We start from the raw sequence: 17837 nt of genomic DNA on the forward strand, positions 1-17837 counted from the left end.
CCTCGATGCATCGCCGCTCCCGCGCCGCGCGCGCCTCCTCGATGTCGCCGGCGTGGGCGGCGTGGGCCGCGGCCCTCTGGCCCGCGCTCGCCGCGTCCCTCGGCTGCCTGGGTTGCACCTCGCAGGCCGGCCTCGCCTCGCCGCCGGAGCCGGCGCAATCGGACGCGCAGGCGCTATCGCCGTTCGTCGCCCGGCCGCTGCCCTATGCGGCGGAGCCGGGCTGGCGGTCGCGCGATGAAGAGGACGTGTACTCGATGGGCCTCGGGCTGGCCGACATCGACGGCGACGGCTTCAAGGACATCGTCGTGGCGAACGGCAACGACATGACGAAACAGCCGATCGTCGTCTATTACAACGACGGGACGGGCCGTTTCCCGCCGGAGCCCAGCTGGTCGTCGGCGGACGCCGACTACAACACGGGGCTCGCCGTGGGCGACATCGATCGGGACGGCTGGGTGGATGTCGCGGTGAGCGTCGGCCCCCGGGAGCCGGGCACCCTGAAGCTCGGGCACGTCAAGGTGTACAAGAACCGCGGCGGCGCGCTGGAGCCGACGCCGGGCTACCGCAGCGCGGACGGCTACTCGAGCGTCGGCTGCGCGCTCGGCGACGCGGACGGCGACGGGGATCTGGATCTCGCGGCCTCCGTGGCGCTCGAGGAGGGGTATGCGCCGGGCCCCGCGCGGATCTATGAGAACGTCGGCGGCGCGCTGTCCCCGCTGCCGAGCTGGAAGAGCGCGAGGGTCGATCACAGCTTCGGCATGGAGTTCGCCGACATCGACGAGGACGGCCTGCTGGATCTCGCCGTCGCGATGCCGGGCGTGCCGATCTTCCGCGGCGTGCTGCGGGACGGCGGCGTCATCTCCCTCCCGCGGGAGCCTGCCTGGACGGCGAGCGAGTCCATCCAGTATCCGATGTTCCTGGACGCGGGGCGACTCGGCGCCTCCACCGGGCTCGTGGTCTCGTACAGCGACTTCGGTGCTGGCGCCGCCCCGGCGGGCCGCGCGCGGCGCTCGGGCGCGCCAGGGCGGGGGGCGGCGGGCGCAGGCGCGGGCGCGAGCTCGACCCGGTTCGAGGCCTATGCGCCAGGGCGCCAGCGCGGCCCGACCTGGAGGTCGGCGAGCGCCGGCTGGGGGGCTGGTGTCGCGCTGGCCGACGTGAGCGGCGACGGCGTGCTCGATCTGATCGCGGGCCGCTGGGGCCCGGCCCCGCCGCCGAACGCGCTGGGCGCGCCGCTGCAGATCTACCTCGGGCTGGGCGGCGGGTTCACCCGGGAGCCCGTCTGGTCCTCGGCGACGATGACGGTGCAGGAGACCATCGCGCTCGCCGACCTGGGCCGGGAGGCATTGCAGTCGGCGACCGAGACGTTCCGCATCGAGCGCGAGCAGGCCGTGATCACGCTCTCTCGCCCGGTCATCGAGCAGATCGACGAGATCCTCCGGAACGGCGCGCCCGTCGCGCCGCGCGACGTCGCCTCGCTCCCGGGCGGGAGCTGGGTTTCGTTCGCGCAGCGGCTCCGGCCCGGCGATGAGGTGGAGGTCCGCTATTCGTACTCGACGGAGCTGGACATCGTCGAGACGAACTGGGATACATCGAATTTCATCTACTATCATCGGACGTCGTCCCGGTGAGCGCCGGGCGGCGCGTGGGCGCAGGGCCCTTGCCGCGTCCATCACCCTTAGCCGTGGAGCGGTTCTCATGTTGATGTTCTTCATCGCCGATCTCGCGCGCGATCCCAACCTGCAGGCCGCCTTCAGCGAGGATCCGGAGCGCGCCATGGCGCAAGCCGGCCTCTCGGACGAGCAGAAGGCGCTCTTGCGGACCCGCGATCCGAAGCGCATCGCCGACGCGGTGGCGCAGGAGGTCGAGGCCCTGCCGATCCGGTCGGTGAGCCCGGTGGTCAACTGGATCGGCCCTGTGCTCCATGTCACGGCCGTCGAGCCGAACAGCGGCGTGCACGGGCAAGAGGTCAAGACGGTCGTGTACGGCACGTATTTCGAGAGCACGATGGCGTGCTCGCTGGTGCAGGGCACTTCGGTCATCTCCGGGGTTGTCTCGAACGTGGTCACGGGGATGAACTCGCGGATGGATGTGCGGTTCAACCTGGCCAACGCGGTCCCCGGCCCGTACGGCGTGCAGGCGAGGTCGCGGAAGGCCGAGAGCACGCTGCCGAGGGCGTTCGAGGTGAAGCGCGCTCGCCAGACGCCGGTGTGAGCGGCCGGGGCGGCGCGGCGCTGCGGGGAGCGCGAGGAGGGTGATCGTCCCGGTGCACGCGCTGATGGCCGAGGGCGCGGCGCTGCTCCCGCCGGCGCTGGTGTCCCCGGCGGCGCACGCGCGCCTCGCCGCGGCGGCGGCCGGGCTGCCCGCGGCGGCCTCCTGCGCAGCCGTCGAGTGCCGGCTCGACGGCTCCGAGCGGGTCGATCTGCTGGTCTGTCTGACGGCGGCGGAGGGGGGGCACCGCGCGCTCGCGCGGCGGCGCGCGGATCTCGACCTGCTCGCCGAGCCGGCGTGGGCGCGGGTGGCCGCGTTTTGCGCGGAGTGGGCGGACCCTGGCTCGCCGCTCTACCGCGGTATTCCGCTGCTCTGGCTGGAGCTCGACCTCCCCGACGACGGGGCGCGACTGCCGTCGACCGTGCCGGCGCCGTATCCGTTTCCCTGCATCGAGCCCTCGGTGCCGGGCGGCGTCGCGCCGGGCGCTGCGGGCGATGGGGCGGGGCTTCCGGAGCAGACGGGCGTGATCCGGCGGGCGCTCGCGCTTTTGCTGGGCGAGCCCGTGCCGCCCGCGGTCGACGGCGCCTTGCTCCGGTGCATCGCGCGGCTGCCGCCGAGCGGGCGCGCGATGCACGTGGCCCCGCTCGCCGTGCGGGGGCGCGCCGCGGTGCGCCTGGTGGTCGCGATGGGGAGGGCCGATGTCCCGGCGTACCTGGCGCGGATCGACTGGCCCGGATCGATCGCGGACATCGAGGCGCTCCTCGACAGCATGGTTCCTTTCACGAGCCATGTCGGCTTCCACCTCGACGTCGGCGCGACGGTGGAGCCGATGCTGGGCCTGGAGATCTCGGTTCCGGTCGTGGATGCCCGCTGGGCGACGGCGCTGGACCGGCTGGTCGCGCTCGGCGCGTGCTTGCCGGACAAGCGCGACGCGATCCTGGCCTGGCCGGCGGACGCGCGGCCGTGGCCTGGCCGGGGGTGGCCGACGCGGCTGCGCCAGGGCGTCATGCTGAAGCTGGTCTACCGGCCGGACGCGCCGCTGGAGGCGAAGGCGTATCTCGGGATCACGCCGTATGTAGCGCTGTTCGGGTGAGCGCGGCGGCGGGCGGAGCTGGCGAGTCGGTGGGCGGGAGCGGTGGTGGGGGAGGCGATCGCGATTCGGCGGATCAAGTAGGGAAGACGGAGCCGCGGTTCAGGATGCCCCCCGGATCTTGCTGCGCCTTGAGGCCGCGGAGCGCCGCATAGGTCTCCTCGCCGAAGCACGCGCGGTAGGCGTCGGCGCCAGAGGTCGACTCGGACTGGATGTAGCGGCGGCAGCCGATCTCGATGGCGGCGCGCGTGAGCGCCTCGTCGTAGGCGCGCAGCGGGCCCGCGGCGTCGCCGGGGGGCAGGCGCAGCGCGCCCCAGGAGCCGAGCGCGAAGAACGGCTCATCGCGCGGGTAGACGAGCGGCGGCACCGGGCGCCGCTGGCGGATCGGGTATGCGTAGCGCCGGCGGTACGAGAGCAGGCCCGCGTGCTCCGCCTCGAGGGCGGCGAGCCGCGCCTGCGCCTTCGCGAGGCTCCTGCCCGGGGTGAACAGCGTGAACCACAGGAGGCGCTCGTCGCGCTCGGCCTCGTCCGGACCGGGGCCCTGCAGGTCTGGCGAGGCGGCGATGGACTCGCGGCTGACGGTTGCGCCGGCCGGGTAGGGCGGGGGAGCCGCGGTGTCGAGCGGATGGAGATCGAGCGTCGCCTCGACGACGACGCCGAGCTGGCCCATCGCGCCGAACAGCCACGGAAAGAGCGCATGATGCCTGTCGACGCGCTGAAGGCGGCCCGTGCCGTCGACGAGCGTCAGGGCCGCGACGTTCTCCCAGAAGCCCCCGTGCAGGTTGGAGCGCGGCCCGAAGCCGCCCGCGGCGACGAACCCGGCGACCGAGGGCCCGGCGTGGCCGTCGTTGACGACGGGCACGGTGTAGCCGTGGCGCTCCACGACGCTCCGCAGGCTCCAGAGGACGACGCCGGCGCCCGCGGTCACGGTGCCTTCGGTCTCGAATCGGACGTTGCCGAGGCGCTCGGTGCGGAGGAGGAGCTCGTGCGCGGCGGGCAGCGAGGCGCCGTTCAGCGCGTGTCCCTGGCCGCGGGTCCGCACGGGGACGCCGTGCAGGTGGGCCGTCCCGACGGAGTCGGCGAGCTCGGCGGACGAGGCGGGGGCGATCTCGCAAAAGGTGTCGGCGCTCTGCCGGAGGCGGCCGAAATGGGAGATCCGGCCCGAGGCGACGCGCGGGGCGAACGCGGAGAAGAGATCGCGGAGCTGCTGCGGCGAGCGCACGGGGCGAGCGTACACGGGGGAGAGATCGACGCAAAGGTGCCAGGGTGGGAGGAGAGGTGAAATCGCCGATCGAGGGGCGTCTTCGTAAGGCTCAGGGGCTTCGGGACGAGATGCGGTATGCAGGACCGTCTCGGCTGGGCGCGTCCGCGATCATGCATCATCCCCGCGGCGGCGGTCGGGGAGTCGAGGGGGCGCTGACGAAAAACTTGACGAGGGTAGAGTGTCCAAGCCCCCTGGATGCGTCGCTGCGGTCCGGCCCCCGGCGATGCCGCGCCGCCCCAGGACCGGCCGCGATCTTTCCGTTGCAATCGGCCGCCGCCCCGACCTACCGTCTTACTCTGCGCATGCCGACGCCGCGCCAAGTCCTCGATCTGCTTCTTCGTGGCCGAGTGTTCGCGGAGTACATGGTTCCGATTTTTACCGGTGTGAGCGTGCCCAGTCTGAGTCCCGAGCAGATTCGGGCCTTTCCCGTCGCGTTGCCTCGTCGCGATGAACGAGATCAAATGTGCGAGAAGATCGAAGCTGAAGCACTCGCTCTCGACGTTGCGATTTCACAAGCCGAGCGAGAAATCTCACTCATCCGCGAGTACCGCACCCGCCTCGTCGCCGACGTCGTCACCGGCCAGCTCGATGTCCGGGCCGTGGCCGCTCGCCTCCCCACCTCCGATCCCGACGAACCCGCCCCCGCCGATCTCGAAGACGACGCTACCCACGACGACCTCGACGAGGGCGACCCTGAATGACCGCCCCGCTCGCCCCCGTCCCCGCCGTCCTCGTCGACGAGCTGCGCCGCCTCATCGACCAGAGCCGCGCCGCCGCCGCCCGATCCATCAACAGCGAGCTCGTCTGGCTGTACTGGCAGGTTGGCCGCCGCCTTCGCGAGCACGTCGTCGGCGACGGACGGGCTGCGTACGGCGAGCAGGTCGTCGCCGACGTGGCCGCTGCGCTCTCGGCCGAGTACGGTCGCGGCTTCGGCAAGCGCAACCTCCACCACATGCTGCGCTTCGCTGAGGTTTTTCCCGACCCGCAGATTGTGCACGCGCTGCGTGCACAGTTGAGCTGGACCCATCTCCGGGAGATCATCGCCCTCGACGACCCCCTCCAGCGCCGCTTCTACGTCGAGCTCTGCCGCCTCGAAGGTTGGAGCACCCGGACCCTCCAGGAGAAAATCGCCGGCATGCTCTTCGAGCGCACCGCCATCGCGAAGCGCCCGGAGGCCGTCGTTCAGGAAGCCCTATCCGCGCTCGGCGAGAGCGGACGAATGACGCCCGACCTCATCTTCCGCGATCCGTACGTCCTCGACTTCCTCGGCCTGCCCGCCTCCTTTGGCGAGCGCGAGCTGGAGGCCGCCATCCTGCGGGAGCTGGAGGGCTTCCTCCTGGAGCTGGGCCAGGGTTTCAGCTTCATCGCGCGGCAGAAGCGGATGAGCATCGGCGCCGAGGATTACTACCTCGACCTGCTCTTCTTCCATCGTTCGCTGCGGGCGCTCGTGGCCGTCGAGCTCAAGCTCGGCCGCTTCGACGCCCGCGACAAGGGGCAGATGGAGCTCTACCTACGCTGGCTCGACAAGCACGAGCGCCAGCCCCACGAGAACCCGCCGCTCGGCCTCATCCTGTGCGCCGACAAGAACGAGGAGCAGATCGAGCTGCTCCAGCTCAGCGAGGGCTCGATCCGCGTGGCGAGCTACCTGACGGAGCTGCCTCCCCGCGCGCTCCTCGAGAGGAAGCTCCTGGAGGCCATCGCCCACGCGCGCGCGGAGATCGGCGCCGCACCGCGGCCGAACACGAGCGGGGGTGAACCTTCGACCTGAGCCGAGTCTCGCCCCGGCGCCTTCTCCCGCTATCGCTCATCGAGCAACGCCGACGGCCCCTCTAGCTCCTCGAGCGTCCGGCTCAGCGCCTCGAGCGCCGCGCCGGCCTCGTGGAAGCGACGCTCGCCGAGCAGGCGCAGGTAGCTCGCGAACGCGTCGTTGGCCCGCTGCGCCAGCCCGTCGGTCACGCCGCGCGCGCCGCGCGCCTCGGGCACGCCGGGCACGCCCGCCGCGGCCGGCGTCGGGGGCGGCCCGCCCTCGAGGAGCCCGCGCAGCGCCGCGTCGAGCGAGCTCGCGAAGCTCATCCGGTCGCCGTGCATCACCACCACCACGCGGAGCTCCGGATACGCCGCCGTGTCCGCCTGGAGGAAGATCGGCTCGACATAGAGGAGCGTGTCCTCGACAGGGATGACCAGCGCGTTGCCGCGGATCACCTTCTGACCGCGCTGGCTCCACAGGGAGAGCTGCGCCGACAGCACCGGATCCTGATCGATCTTCGTGTCCATCTGCTGGGTGCCGAGCACCCGCGTGTCCTTCGGGAACTTGTACGCGAGCATGCGCCCGTAGTCGTCGCCGTCGGACATGCCGGCGATCCAGCCGATGAGCACCTGCCGGTCCTTCGGCGTGAACGGCAGGATCAGGGTGAACTCGGGCCGACCCTCGCCCGGCGGCTTCCACATTACATAGTAGGGCTCCACCGGCTGGACCTTGTCGTAGTACTTCTCGGTCGCGCGCGCCCAGAGGTCCTCCTGGTTGTAGAACACCTCGGGATCCGTCATGTGGTACTTCGCGTAAACGAGGCCCTGCGCGAGGAGGAAATCCTCCGGATAACGCACGTGCGCGCGGAGCTCCGCCGGCATCTCCTCGCGCGGCAGGAGCAGGCCGGGGAAGATGCGGCTGTAGACCTGGAGGATCGGGTCCTCCGGTTCGAAGACGTAGAGCCGCACCGAGCCGTCGTAGGCGTCGACCACCGCCTTGACCGAGTTGCGCACGTAGTTCGCGCGGCGGAGGTGATGCGCGAACCCCGCCCGCCCGCCCGCGTCGCCCGGCGCGCTCGCCGCGCTCATCCCGGCGCCCTCGGCCGAGAAGAAGCTCTCGCTGTAGGGGTAGTAGCTCGACGTGGTGTACGCATCGAGGATCCAGTGGAGCCGCCCGCCGGCGACGACGATGTACGGATCGCGATCCAGGGCCAGGAAGGGGGCGATCGCCCCCACGCGCTCGCGGACCTCGCGGCGGAACATCACCCGGCTGTCGTCCGTGGGGATGCCGGACGCGAGGAGGCTCGTGCCGCCGAGCTTCCACCCGAAGAGGAGCTTGCGGAAGAAGCCGTCGAGCGCGATCCCGCCGGTGCCCGCGTAGCGCGTGTAGACGTTCTCCGAGCCGCTCGGATAGTCGAACTCCGGCTCCCTGGAGTTGGCCACCACGTAGCCGTGGGTGGTCTCTCCATAATAGATCTCCGGCCGCTCGATCGCGAGCTCGGGCGAGGCGGAGACGGGCGGGATGTCCTTCACGAGCAGGTTCGGCTGCCCGTCGTGTGTGAAGTCGTGCGCCGAGGCCATCGCGACGCCGTAGCCGTGCGTGTACTTGAAGCGACGGTTGACGAAGGTCTGGTGCTCGGGCGGCAGGTTCTCGGCGTTGAGCTCGCGCGGGGCGAGCATGACCTGCCGGTAGCGGTCGCCCACGGCGTAGCGATCGATGTCGATGCCAGGCATCTCGTAATAGAGGCGGATCGCCTGGAACTGATGGATCACGGCCTCGAGCGCGCGCGGGTCCCAGAGGCGCACCTCGGACAGGAGATCCTGGTTGTCCGCCAGGGTCTCGCGGGTGAGCCGGTCGGAGACGGGGAACTCGGTGACCTCGATGTCGTGGAGGCGGAACCCCGCGCGGGTGAACGCGATGTTGTGGGCGAGGTAGGGGCGCTCGAGCGCGAGCTCGTTGGGCACGACCTTGAGCCACTGGACGAGCGCCGGGAGCACGTGCATGCCGAGCGCCCACGGCACCGCCACGAGCAGCGCCGGCAGCGCGGCGAGCCTCGCCAGGGCGCGCCGGCCCGCGCCGCGCTCGACGGCGGCGGCGCGGCAGAGGGCGCGCTGCACGGGCGGGAGGAAGAGCGCGATGCCCACGAGCGCCGCGATGACGGCGATGACGCGGGTGGCGGGCAGGCGCACGTGGACGTCGGTCCAGCCCGGGCCGACGACCACGCCCGACGACGAGTACATGAGGTGATAGGCCGCGAGCCACCGCCCCCAGGCGATGACGAGCGCGAGCGCGCCGAGAGAGAAGAAGAGCGCGCGGTACCGCGCTGCGCCGGCCTGCGCGGCGTCCGCGGCGGGAGCCGGGATGTCCGGCGCCGCGGCGCGCTCCGCAGGGAGGTCCGCCGGGGGCCCCGTGACCTGCTCCGCAGGAGGCGCCGCGATGCGCTCCGCAGCAGGCGCCGCGACGTGCTCCGCAGGAGGCGCCGCGACGTGAGGAGGCGCCGCGACGTGCTCCGCGGCGGGACCGGTCGTCCGCCGCGCCGACGCGAGGTCCGCGTCGACCGCCGCCCCGGCGAGCGCGAGGAGCGCGAGGGTCCACAGCAGGAAGTACACCGCATCGTAGAACGGCAGCGAGAACAGGTAAAACGAGGTGCTTCGGCCGAGGATGGGGTCGCGCAGCGCCGTGGGCACCTGCGCGAGGAAGCGCAGGATCACCTCCCAGCCGAAGAAGCCCCAGAGGGCGCCGAACGCCGCGCCGAGCAAGGTCGGGACGCGGCGCGCGCCGAGCGACCGCGCAGGGAGGGTCAGCAGGAAGACGAGGAGCCCGCCGAGCGAAGCGGCCGCGAGCGCCGAGATCGACCGGGCCAGCGTCGCCGTCCAGAAGCGCGCCGTGTAACCGAGCTCGGCGAACCAGAGGTACTCGCCCCAGAAGCTCAGGAACCCGAAGAACGCGAGCGTGCCGGCCGCGAGCAGCGCTCCCGCCGCGACGGGCAGCCGCCTGCGCATCCACATCCCCCACGCGATCAGGGCCGCTCCGGCGCCGAGCAGCACCACGATGAAAAGAATGTACATTCGATGCCTCCCTTTGGCGGGGCCCCACGCGGGGCGCGACGTGTGCGCCCTCAGGGCGCAAGGTCCGCGCCCGATCCAGAGCCGCGAATGCGTGTCCGCGACGCACGGGCACGCGAGCTGGCAGCCGGGACCGCGGGCAGGGCGGCTCGCCCGGCCGCGCGAGTACGCGCTGGGACCACGGAGCGGGGCCGACGCGCCCGCTTTCCGGCCAAACGCAGGCAGCCGCCGAGGTGGAGCTTGCGCCGTGAGAGCTCTGGCTCCACCCAGTTCATCGACAGGGCGGTTGGAGCCGCTCGTGCTCGCTCGGAGTGGGAGCCACGCGCATGACGCTCGTCCTCGCGACTGACTTTTCCGCGGATGCGCAGCGCGCCGGGGGCAGCCTCGGGCCGTCGCCGGCATCGAAGGGGAACCTGCTGCGATGCTGTGGGCTGTCCTGAGCGTATTCGTCGGAGCGCTGCTGGCGCCGCCCCTCCATCGCAGGCTCGGCCGCCAGGCCGGCTGGCTCTTCGCGGCGCTCCCGCTCGTTCCGCTCGTGCTCGCGATACGGTTCGTCCCGAGGCTCTTCGCCGCGGGGGAGGCCCATCACGCGTCGCTGCCGTGGATCCCGTCGCTCGGCGTGGAGCTCGCGGTGAGGCTGGATGGGCTCTCGCTCGTGTTCCTCGGGCTCATCTGCGGCATCGGGGCGCTGATCTTCGTGTACGCGAGCGAATACCTGCGCTCGCACCCGCGGCTCGGGCGGTTTTACGCCTATCTGCTCCTGTTCACGGGATCCATGGCGGGCCTCGTGCTCGCCGACGACGTCATTCTCCTCTTCGTGTGCTGGGAGCTCACGAGCGTGAGCTCGTATCTCCTCATCGGGTGGGACCACGAGCGGCCGGAGGCGCGCAAAGCCGCCTTGACGGCGCTCCTCGTGACGGGCGGCGGCGGGCTCGCCATGCTCGCGGGCCTCGTCCTCCTCGTCGTGGTCACCGGCGAGACGCAGATCTCGCGGTTCTCGGGGGACGTCGTCCGCGGGAGCCCCCTCTACCTGCCGATCCTGCTCCTCGTCCTCGCGGGGGCCTTCACGAAATCGGCGCAGGTGCCCTTTCATTTCTGGCTCCCTCGGGCGATGGAGGCGCCCACGCCGGTCAGCGCCTACCTGCACTCGGCCACGATGGTGAAGGCCGGCGTCTATCTGCTCGCGCGCCTGCACCCCACGCTCGGCGCGACGCGCGAATGGACCCTCGTCGTGACGGGCTTCGGCGCCGCCACGATGGTGACGGGCGCGGCGCTCGCGGTCACGCAGAAGGATCTCAAGCGGATCCTCGCCTATTCGACCGTGAGCGTCCTCGGCCTCCTCACGATGCTCCTCGGCATCGGGACCCGGGCGGCCGTCTCCGCGGCGGTGGTGTATCTGGCGGCGCATTCGCTGTACAAGGGCGCGCTCTTCATGACCGCGGGGACCCTGGACCACGAGACCGGGACCCGCGACGTCACCCGCCTGCGGGGCCTCGCGCGCCGGATGCCGATCACCGCGACGGCGGCCGTGCTGGCGGCGCTCTCGAGCGCGGGGGCGCCGCCCCTCCTCGGTTTCGTGTCGAAAGAGCTCTTCTACGAGGCCGTCCTCGCGCCGCCCTCGATGACGGCGGTCCTCGCCGGGGCCGCGGTCCTGTCGAGCGCCCTCCTCGTCGTGGTGAGCCTGGTCGTCGCCCATCGCCCCTTCTTCGGGGGTTCCCCGGCGGCGCCCACGCTCCCCCACGAAGCGCCGCCGTCCTTGTGGCTCGGGCCTGCCACGCTCGCGGCGGCGAGCCTCGTCCTCGGGGTGGCGCCGCGGCTCCTCGGCGACCTCCCGGGCCTGGCGGCGACCGCCATCCTCGGCCGACCCGCGCCGCTCGCGCTGCGCCTGTGGCACGGCCTGACCCCCGTGCTCGGGCTCAGCGTCGCGACCCTCCTCGCCGGACTCGGGCTCTTCCGCGTCCTCTCCGGCCGAGACGCGCGCCTCCTCGACGCCGCCACGCGCGCCGCCACGCGCCTTGGAGCGTGGGGCCCCGCGCGCGTGTACGACGCTGCCTTCGCGGGGCTCCTCCGGTTCGCGGAGTGGCTGACCCGGCGGCTCCAGACGGGGCATTTGCGCCATTACCTGCTCATCACGGTCCTGACGACGGTCGTGCTCGTCGGGACGCCGCTGCTCCGGAGCCTCCCGTTCACGGTCCCGTCGCTCGCCGTGGAGCTCCCGGAGCTCGTGCTCGCGGGCGTGATCCTCGGGTCCGCGGTCATGGCGACGCGCACGCAATCGCGCCTCGCCGTCGTCGCCGCGCTCGGCGCGATCGGCACCTGCGTCATGCTCATCTTCGTGATCTTCAGCGCGCTCGATCTCGCGCTGACGCAGATCATGGTCGAGGTGCTGACGATCGTCATCTTCGTCCTCGTCCTGCACCACCTGCCGCGCTTCGTGCCCCGATCCCCCGCGCGCGTGTGGATCCCGGACGCGATCGTCTCCGTGATCTTCGGGGGCACGGTGACCCTGCTCATCCTCATGTCGTCGTCGCTCTCCCCGGAGCCGATCCTGCGCGAGTTCTTCGTGGAGAAGGGATACGCCGAGGCCCACGGGCGCAACATCGTCAACGTGATCCTCGTGGATTTCCGGGCGATGGACACGCTGGGGGAGTCCACGGTCCTCTGCGTGGCCGGGATCGGGGTCTATGCGCTGCTCGCGACCCGTACGCGGAAGGGAGCCTGAGCCGTGCCCTCCGTGATCCTGCGCGCCGCGGCGCCGGTCTTGATTGTGCTCCTGATCATCGTCTCGATTTACGCGCTCCTCCGCGGTCACCACGAGCCCGGGGGCGGGTTCGTCGGCGGGCTCATCATCGCGTCGGCGTTCTCGCTCCACGTCCTCGCGTACGACGTCCCCTCGACGCGGCGGCTGCTCCGCATCGCGCCCCAGACGCTCATGGGGCTCGGGCTCTCGACGATCCTGCTCTCGGGCGTCATCGGGCTCGTGGCCGGCGGAGCCTTCCTGCAAGGCGTGTGGGCGACCGTCCCGGTGCCGGGGCTCGGCAACGTTGCGGTGGGGACGCCGGTGCTGTTCGACGTCGGCGTGTATGCCGCCGTGATGGGCATGGTGCTCATGATCGTCCTCATGACCGCGGAGATGAGCTCATGACGGTCCTCCTCGCGATCGTCGTCGGCGGGCTCTATGCGTCGGGGCTGTTTCTCATGCTCCGGCGCAGCATCGTGAAGCTCGCCTTCGGCCTCGTGCTGCTCGGGCACGGCACGAACCTCCTCATCCTCACGGCGGGCGGCGTCGTCCGCGGCCGTCCCCCGCTGATCCCCAGGGGTGGAGAGGCCTTCCACGCGCCGCCGGCCGATCCCATGGCCCAGGCGCTGATCCTGACGGCGATCGTCATCAGCTTCGCTGTCGTCGCGTTCGCCGTCGTCCTCCTTCATCGCGTTCATCGGACCATGGGCAGCGACGACATCGACTCCCTCGAATCGGCCGACCCATGAAGGTGCTCCTCGTCCTGCCCGTCCTCGTCCCCATGACCACGGCGGCCCTCTCGCTCCTCTCCTTCCAGCGCGCGGGGCGGCACCCCGCGCTCGGCCTCGTCGGGAGCGTCGTTCAGCTCGCCGTCGGCATCGTCTTGCTCCGCGCCGTGCACCGGGGAGGCATTCAATCGACCCAGCTCGGAGGCTGGCCCGCCCCGTACGGCATCACCTTCGTGGTCGACCTCTTCTCGGCGCTGATGGTCCTGCTCTCGGGCATCATCGCGGTCGTCACGTCGATTTACTCCCTGTCGGACATCGACCGGGAGCGGCGGGCGCGCGGGTTCTACCCGCTCATGCAGGTGCTCCTCATGGGGGCGAACGGCGTGTTCGTCACCGGCGACCTCTTCAATCTCTACGTCTGGTTCGAGGTGACGCTGATCGCGTCTTTCGTGCTCCTGGTGCTCGGCAATGAGCGGCCGCAGATGCAGGGCGCGATCAAGTACGTCGCGATGAACCTGATCTCGAGCGCCCTCTTCCTCACCGGCCTCGGCATCCTTTACGGATCCGTGCACGCCCTCAACCTGGCCGACCTCTCGCTCAAGCTGCCGGGCCTCGCGCCGCCGATCCGGCTCACCCTCGCGATGATCTTCCTCGTCGCGTTCGGCATCAAGGCCGCTGTCTTCCCCCTCTTTTTCTGGCTGCCGGACTCGTATCACACGCCGCCCGTGACGGTCACCGCGCTGTTCGCGGGCCTCTTGACGAAGGTGGGCGTCTACGCCCTCGTGCGGATCTTCACCCTCGTCTTCGTGGCCGACGGCGAAGCCACCCACGCGCTCCTCCTCGGGATCGCGGCCTTCACCATGGCCGTGGGCGTCCTCGGCGCGGTGTCCCACCGGGAGGTCCGGCGGATCCTCGCGTTTCACAGCGTGAGCCAGGTCGGCTACATGGTCATGGGCCTCGGCCTGTTCACGGCGTCGTCGCTCTCGGGGGCGATCTTCTTCGTCTTGCACCACGCCATCATCAAGTCGAACCTCTTCCTCATCAGCGGGATCATGCGACCCGACAGGAGAGACGCCCCCCTCGAGCTTCAGGGCGGGCTCCTCGCGCGGAGCCCGGGGCTCTCCGCCTGCTTCCTCGTCACGGCCCTCTCCCTCGCCGGCATGCCGCCCTTGTCGGGGTTCTGGGGCAAGCTCATGTTGGTGCGGTCGGGGCTCGAGGTCGGCTCGCGAGGGGCCGCGGCCGTCGTCGCCACCAGCCTCGCCGTCGGCCTCGTCACCCTCATCTCGATGACGAAGATATGGAACGAGGCCTACTGGAAGCCCGCGCCCGCCGAGGCCGACCTCGCCGCGCGGGAGGGCGGCGCGCGGCGCCGCGCGCTCCTCTACGCGCCGGTCGTCCTCTTGACGGCGCTGGGCTTCGCGCTCGGGATGGCGCCCGAGCCGCTCCTCGCCGTCGTCCGTCGGGCCGCCGCGCAGCTCGCCGAGCCGACCGAATACGTGCGCACCGTGCTGGGGGAGGGGCGCCCATGAGAGCCCTCGTCCTCAATCTGTTCCTGGCGATCGTCTGGGTGACCCTGCTCGGCCGCGTCACCGCGGGGGGCCTCGCCTTCGGCTTCCTCCTCGGGTACCTCCTGCTCTTCGGGCTCCGGCGCCTGCTCGGCCCCACGACCTATTTCGAGAAGCTGCCGGGGGTGCTGTCCTTCCTGCTCTTTTATGCGAGAGAGATGGTGCGGGCGAACATCAGGGTCGCCCGCGACGTCATTTCGATCCGGCGAAAGAGCCGCCCCGGCATCGTCGCGGTCCCCCTGGACCTGACGACCGATCTCGAGATCACGGTGCTGACGAACCTCCTCGCCCTGACGCCCGGCACCTTTGGCCTCGACGTGTCGAGCGACCGCACGGTCCTCTTCGTCCACGCGATGTTCGTGGACAGCGCCGACGCGCTGCGCGCGACCATCAAGAACGACCTCGAGCGCCGCGTGAAGGAGCTCTTGCGATGACCCCGCTCTTGCTCGTCGCGATCGCCGTCGTCACGGCGGCGTTCGTCGTCGCGTTCATCCGGCTCCTGCTCGGGCCGAGCCTCCCCGACCGCGTGGTCGCCATGGACCTCATGGCGACGGTCGGCAGCGGGGGCATCGCCCTCTACGCGATGGTGACCGACCAAGGCATCCTCCTCGACGCGGTGATGGTGCTGTCGCTCATCTTCTTTCTCGGCACCATCGCGTTCGCGTATTACCTCGAGCGACAGGGGGAGTCGTCGTGATCCTCGAGCTCGTCGAGGGCGCGCTCCTCGTCATCGGATGCATCTTCATGCTGCTCGCGGCCGTGGGCATCCTGCGCATGCCGGACCTGTTCACCCGCCTCCAGGTGACATCGAAGGCCTCGGTGTTCGGGATGACGTGCATCATCTCCGCTTCCGCCCTTCATTTCCAGGACCCGGCCGTCACGGCCCGGGCCATCGTCATCATCGCATTCGTGGTGCTGACGATGCCCGTCGCGACGCACTTGCTCGCTCGCGCCGGTTACGCGACCAACACGCCGCTCTCGCCCGAGACCGTGGTGAACGAGCTCGCGGGGCAGTACGATCCGACGACCCACACCCTCGCCGGCGCGGAGCCGAGGAGCCGCATGTTCGAGCTCGCGCCCGGGGCCGTCGTCGTCGGCAAGCGCATTGCCGAGCTCGGCCTGCCTGCCGGGGTGCTCATCCGCGCCATTCACCGGGAGGGCGGGACCGTCGTGCCCCGGGGCCAAACGATCCTCGAGGTCGGCGACAGGCTCGACGTGCTCGCGGAGCCGGCAGAGATCGGCCGCGTGCGCGAGATCTTCCAGGCCCAGGCCGCAGCGGCGGCGACGGACGACCCGGACGGCAAATAGAGCGCCTCCTCGTAGCATCGAGGACGACGAAGCGGCGCTCCATGAGCCGGCGTTCGAGGAGGAGCTCGTCGCGGTCGCCCTCGGTTACCTCGCCGCGCGCCCGGGGGCGCGCCGCGCGAGCGCCACGTGATGCGGAGACGCTGCGCACGAGCCGCCGGAGGAATATCGCGTGGTCCGGGGCGCTCCGTGGCCCTGGCGGTCGCGGCCCTCACGATCGCGCCGCCGGCGATGCCGAGGCGGTCAACCGTGAGGGCTCGACGACACGCGGGCAGGCTCGATGCGGCGGTAGGACAGCCGCCGCAGCAGCACCTCCGCCGGGCCGCGGTGGCCTGCACGGCGCATCCCATCGGCCAGCAGGATCGGTCTGGGCCGTCACGCTCTGCCAGGAGAGCAGGAGCGTTGCGGGGACGAGCGTCACGGCGCTGGTCCACCCCAAGATCGAGTCCCGGCTCCGGACCAGCGGCGCGAGCAGGAGCAGCGTCAGCCCGTAGACCGCGACGATATCGAGCGGGACGAGCAGCGCCGCGTGCGCGAAGCCGATGACCATCAGCCAGAGACCCCGGCGCCGCAGCAACTCGCGGATCGAGGCCCAGTCGCTGCCTCGCGCGTGCTGCCGCTGGGTCAATTGTCCCAGCGCGTAGCCGAAGAGGAAGACGAACATGGCGCGGGCCTGGTTCTCGGCGAAGAGGGAACGGACGAACGCGGCGAGCGCGTTGAGGGCGGCTGGTCCGAGATCCCAATGGCTGACGAACGCCGGCGCGTGGGCCACGGCGATCGGCAGCAGCATGAAGCCGCGCGCGAGGTCCGGCGCGAGGGACCGACTGGCCACGTCGGTGAGCGCTCGGGGGTGGTGGGAAAGGTCCATGGACGTCACCCGCATGCTGGGGCCCGGCCGCGCCGACTCGGTACGTGGGCCGAGCGCGCCGGCGCCTCACCAGGCTATTCGAACAGCGACGAAAGCTACGTAGCGTTTCATGCATCGTCAACGATGGATCATGCGGCTTCTCGCGATGTGCGGCGAGCTCATGGCAGTCGTTGCAATGGCGTTGTCGATGAACGCAACGGTTGGGCGTTCGGTCGTTGCAATGTGCTGATCATGAATGCACACTGGGCTCGACCATCGACCCACAGGAGGCAGTCGACGATGCCGGGAGGCAGGCTGAGCGACCAGGACCGCGGGCTTATCGCGTCATGGCTGGCCGAGGGGCTCGGGTACGCCGAGATCGGAAGGCGGCTGGGCAGGCCGACGTCGACGATCAGCCGGGAGGTGGCCCGCAACGGCGGTCCCGGGGGCTACCGGGCGGACCACGCCCACGAGGCGACCGGGCGGCGCGCTCGCCGGCGCAGGCTGGGCCCGCCGGCGGAGCTGCCGGCGGCCGTCGGCGCGGACGGTCGGGACGCCGAGGCGGTGCGCGCCTACATCGAGCGATTCGCGGCGCTGATGGTCCAAACAGGGCTGCCACGGACGGCGGCCCGGGTGCTCGCCTCGCTGTACACGATCGACGCCGGCGCCATGACCGCCTCCGAGCTGGTCAGGCGTCTGCGGGTCAGCCCTGCGTCGGTGTCCAAGGCCATCGGCTATCTGGAGGCGCTGGAAGTGGTCCGGCGCGAGCGCGGCCCCGGGCGAGGGGTGCGCTACGTCGTCGACGACGACGTCTGGGAGCGGTCGTGGATGGCGAGCGCGCGCGCGAACGCGATGTGGGCGGATGCCGCCCGGCAGGGGGCTGATATCTTCGGTGCCGTCACGCCCGCCGGAGCCCGGCTGGACCGCGTGGGCCGATTCTTCGCGCGCCTCAGCGACGATATGGCGGGCGGCCCTGTCGAAGCCGCCCTGGGCGACGCGCTCACGGCGGTCGCCGCGCTGGTGCACGCGAGCGCGCCGCTCACCGTGCACCAGCTGGCGACCGCGCTGGACTGGCCCGCGGAGCGCGTCACGAGCGCCCTGCGCGACGCCGAACAGCACCCGGACGTCATCGATCCCGTCGCCGTCCGGCGCGCTGCGCCCGGCACCTATGCCATTACCGCAAGGCTCGATCGGCTCACCACGACACAGCGGGAGGCCCTCGGTTGCCACCGGGAGAGGACCTCGACCTGATCGCTGTGCCCCGCCGGCTGACGGCCG

16 protein-coding genes are annotated in these 17837 nt (G+C 71.3%); 13 read left to right on the plus strand and 3 right to left on the minus strand.

Annotated elements, in window-relative coordinates:
* The first annotated feature begins 5 nt into the window (after nt 1–5).
* The 3 genes from WME98_RS40705 to WME98_RS40715 all read left to right on the plus strand — a co-directional run bounded on the left by WME98_RS40705 (nt 6) and on the right by WME98_RS40715 (nt 3301).
* On the plus strand, nt 6–1628 hold the full coding sequence (locus WME98_RS40705) for an FG-GAP repeat domain-containing protein (protein ID WP_437947053.1): 1623 nt from the start codon (nt 6–8) through the stop codon (nt 1626–1628).
* 67 nt (nt 1629–1695) lie between these two features.
* Nucleotides 1696–2211 carry a hypothetical protein gene (locus tag WME98_RS40710; protein ID WP_437947054.1) on the plus strand — a complete coding sequence of 172 codons (516 nt, stop codon included), beginning with the start codon at nt 1696–1698 and terminating at the stop codon, nt 2209–2211.
* Between the two features lie 40 nt (nt 2212–2251).
* A complete protein-coding gene (locus WME98_RS40715; protein WP_437947055.1) occupies nt 2252–3301 on the plus strand; it encodes a hypothetical protein in 1050 nt (349 codons plus the stop codon).
* 73 nt (nt 3302–3374) lie between these two features.
* On the opposite strand, the gene WME98_RS40720 is transcribed toward WME98_RS40715, so the two are convergent.
* The gene (locus WME98_RS40720; protein WP_437947056.1) at nt 3375–4535 is read right to left on the minus strand and encodes an FAD-binding oxidoreductase; all 1161 of its coding nucleotides are present in this window, start codon (nt 4533–4535) and stop codon (nt 3375–3377) included.
* A 488-nt stretch (nt 4536–5023) separates the two neighbouring features.
* On the opposite strand from WME98_RS40720, the gene WME98_RS40725 reads away from it, so the two are divergent.
* Nucleotides 5024–5263, plus strand: coding sequence for a restriction endonuclease subunit S (locus WME98_RS40725; protein WP_437947057.1), 240 nt, complete (start codon nt 5024–5026; stop codon nt 5261–5263).
* Nucleotides 5260–6330 (plus strand): PDDEXK nuclease domain-containing protein, encoded by a 1071-nt coding sequence (locus WME98_RS40730; protein ID WP_437947058.1) that lies wholly within the window; start codon nt 5260–5262, stop codon nt 6328–6330. Before WME98_RS40725 ends, WME98_RS40730 begins: the two co-directional genes overlap by 4 nt.
* 29 nt (nt 6331–6359) lie before the next feature.
* On the opposite strand, the gene WME98_RS40735 is transcribed toward WME98_RS40730, so the two are convergent.
* Nucleotides 6360–9377 carry a UPF0182 family protein gene (locus tag WME98_RS40735; protein ID WP_437947059.1) on the minus strand — a complete coding sequence of 1006 codons (3018 nt, stop codon included), beginning with the start codon at nt 9375–9377 and terminating at the stop codon, nt 6360–6362.
* A gap of 418 nt (nt 9378–9795) precedes the next feature.
* Here WME98_RS40735 and WME98_RS40740 point away from each other — a divergent pair, with 418 nt between their 5' ends.
* From WME98_RS40740 to mnhG, 7 genes are read left to right on the plus strand one after another with little or no spacing between them, the layout of a single operon-like run.
* Nucleotides 9796–12096 carry a putative monovalent cation/H+ antiporter subunit A gene (locus WME98_RS40740; protein WP_437947060.1) on the plus strand — a complete coding sequence of 767 codons (2301 nt, stop codon included), beginning with the start codon at nt 9796–9798 and terminating at the stop codon, nt 12094–12096.
* A 3-nt stretch (nt 12097–12099) separates the two neighbouring features.
* The gene (locus WME98_RS40745; protein WP_437947061.1) at nt 12100–12519 is read left to right on the plus strand and encodes a Na+/H+ antiporter subunit B; all 420 of its coding nucleotides are present in this window, start codon (nt 12100–12102) and stop codon (nt 12517–12519) included.
* Nucleotides 12516–12863, plus strand: coding sequence for a Na+/H+ antiporter subunit C (locus WME98_RS40750; RefSeq protein ID WP_061624825.1), 348 nt, complete (start codon nt 12516–12518; stop codon nt 12861–12863). The genes WME98_RS40745 and WME98_RS40750 overlap by 4 nt, the downstream gene beginning before the upstream one ends.
* The gene (locus WME98_RS40755) at nt 12860–14371 is read left to right on the plus strand and encodes a proton-conducting transporter transmembrane domain-containing protein (protein WP_437947062.1); all 1512 of its coding nucleotides are present in this window, start codon (nt 12860–12862) and stop codon (nt 14369–14371) included. Before WME98_RS40750 ends, WME98_RS40755 begins: the two co-directional genes overlap by 4 nt.
* Nucleotides 14368–14841, plus strand: a complete 474-nt coding sequence (locus tag WME98_RS40760; RefSeq protein WP_061624827.1) for a Na+/H+ antiporter subunit E — start codon at nt 14368–14370, stop codon at nt 14839–14841. Before WME98_RS40755 ends, WME98_RS40760 begins: the two co-directional genes overlap by 4 nt.
* The gene (locus tag WME98_RS40765) at nt 14838–15104 is read left to right on the plus strand and encodes a monovalent cation/H+ antiporter complex subunit F (protein ID WP_061624828.1); all 267 of its coding nucleotides are present in this window, start codon (nt 14838–14840) and stop codon (nt 15102–15104) included. Before WME98_RS40760 ends, WME98_RS40765 begins: the two co-directional genes overlap by 4 nt.
* Nucleotides 15101–15715, plus strand: a complete 615-nt coding sequence (gene mnhG / locus WME98_RS40770; protein ID WP_437947063.1) for a monovalent cation/H(+) antiporter subunit G — start codon at nt 15101–15103, stop codon at nt 15713–15715. The genes WME98_RS40765 and mnhG overlap by 4 nt, the downstream gene beginning before the upstream one ends.
* 208 nt (nt 15716–15923) lie before the next feature.
* On the opposite strand, the gene WME98_RS40775 is transcribed toward mnhG, so the two are convergent.
* Complete coding sequence (locus WME98_RS40775) at nt 15924–16580, minus strand: hypothetical protein (protein ID WP_437947064.1); 657 nt, start codon at nt 16578–16580, stop codon at nt 15924–15926.
* A gap of 279 nt (nt 16581–16859) precedes the next feature.
* On the opposite strand from WME98_RS40775, the gene WME98_RS40780 reads away from it, so the two are divergent.
* Nucleotides 16860–17810, plus strand: coding sequence for a MarR family transcriptional regulator (locus WME98_RS40780; protein ID WP_437954078.1), 951 nt, complete (start codon nt 16860–16862; stop codon nt 17808–17810).
* The last annotated feature ends 27 nt before the right edge of the window (nt 17811–17837 follow it).

Source organism: Sorangium sp. So ce296 (assembly GCF_051529605.1).
GTDB lineage: Bacteria > Myxococcota_A > Polyangia > Polyangiales > Polyangiaceae > Sorangium > Sorangium cellulosum_D.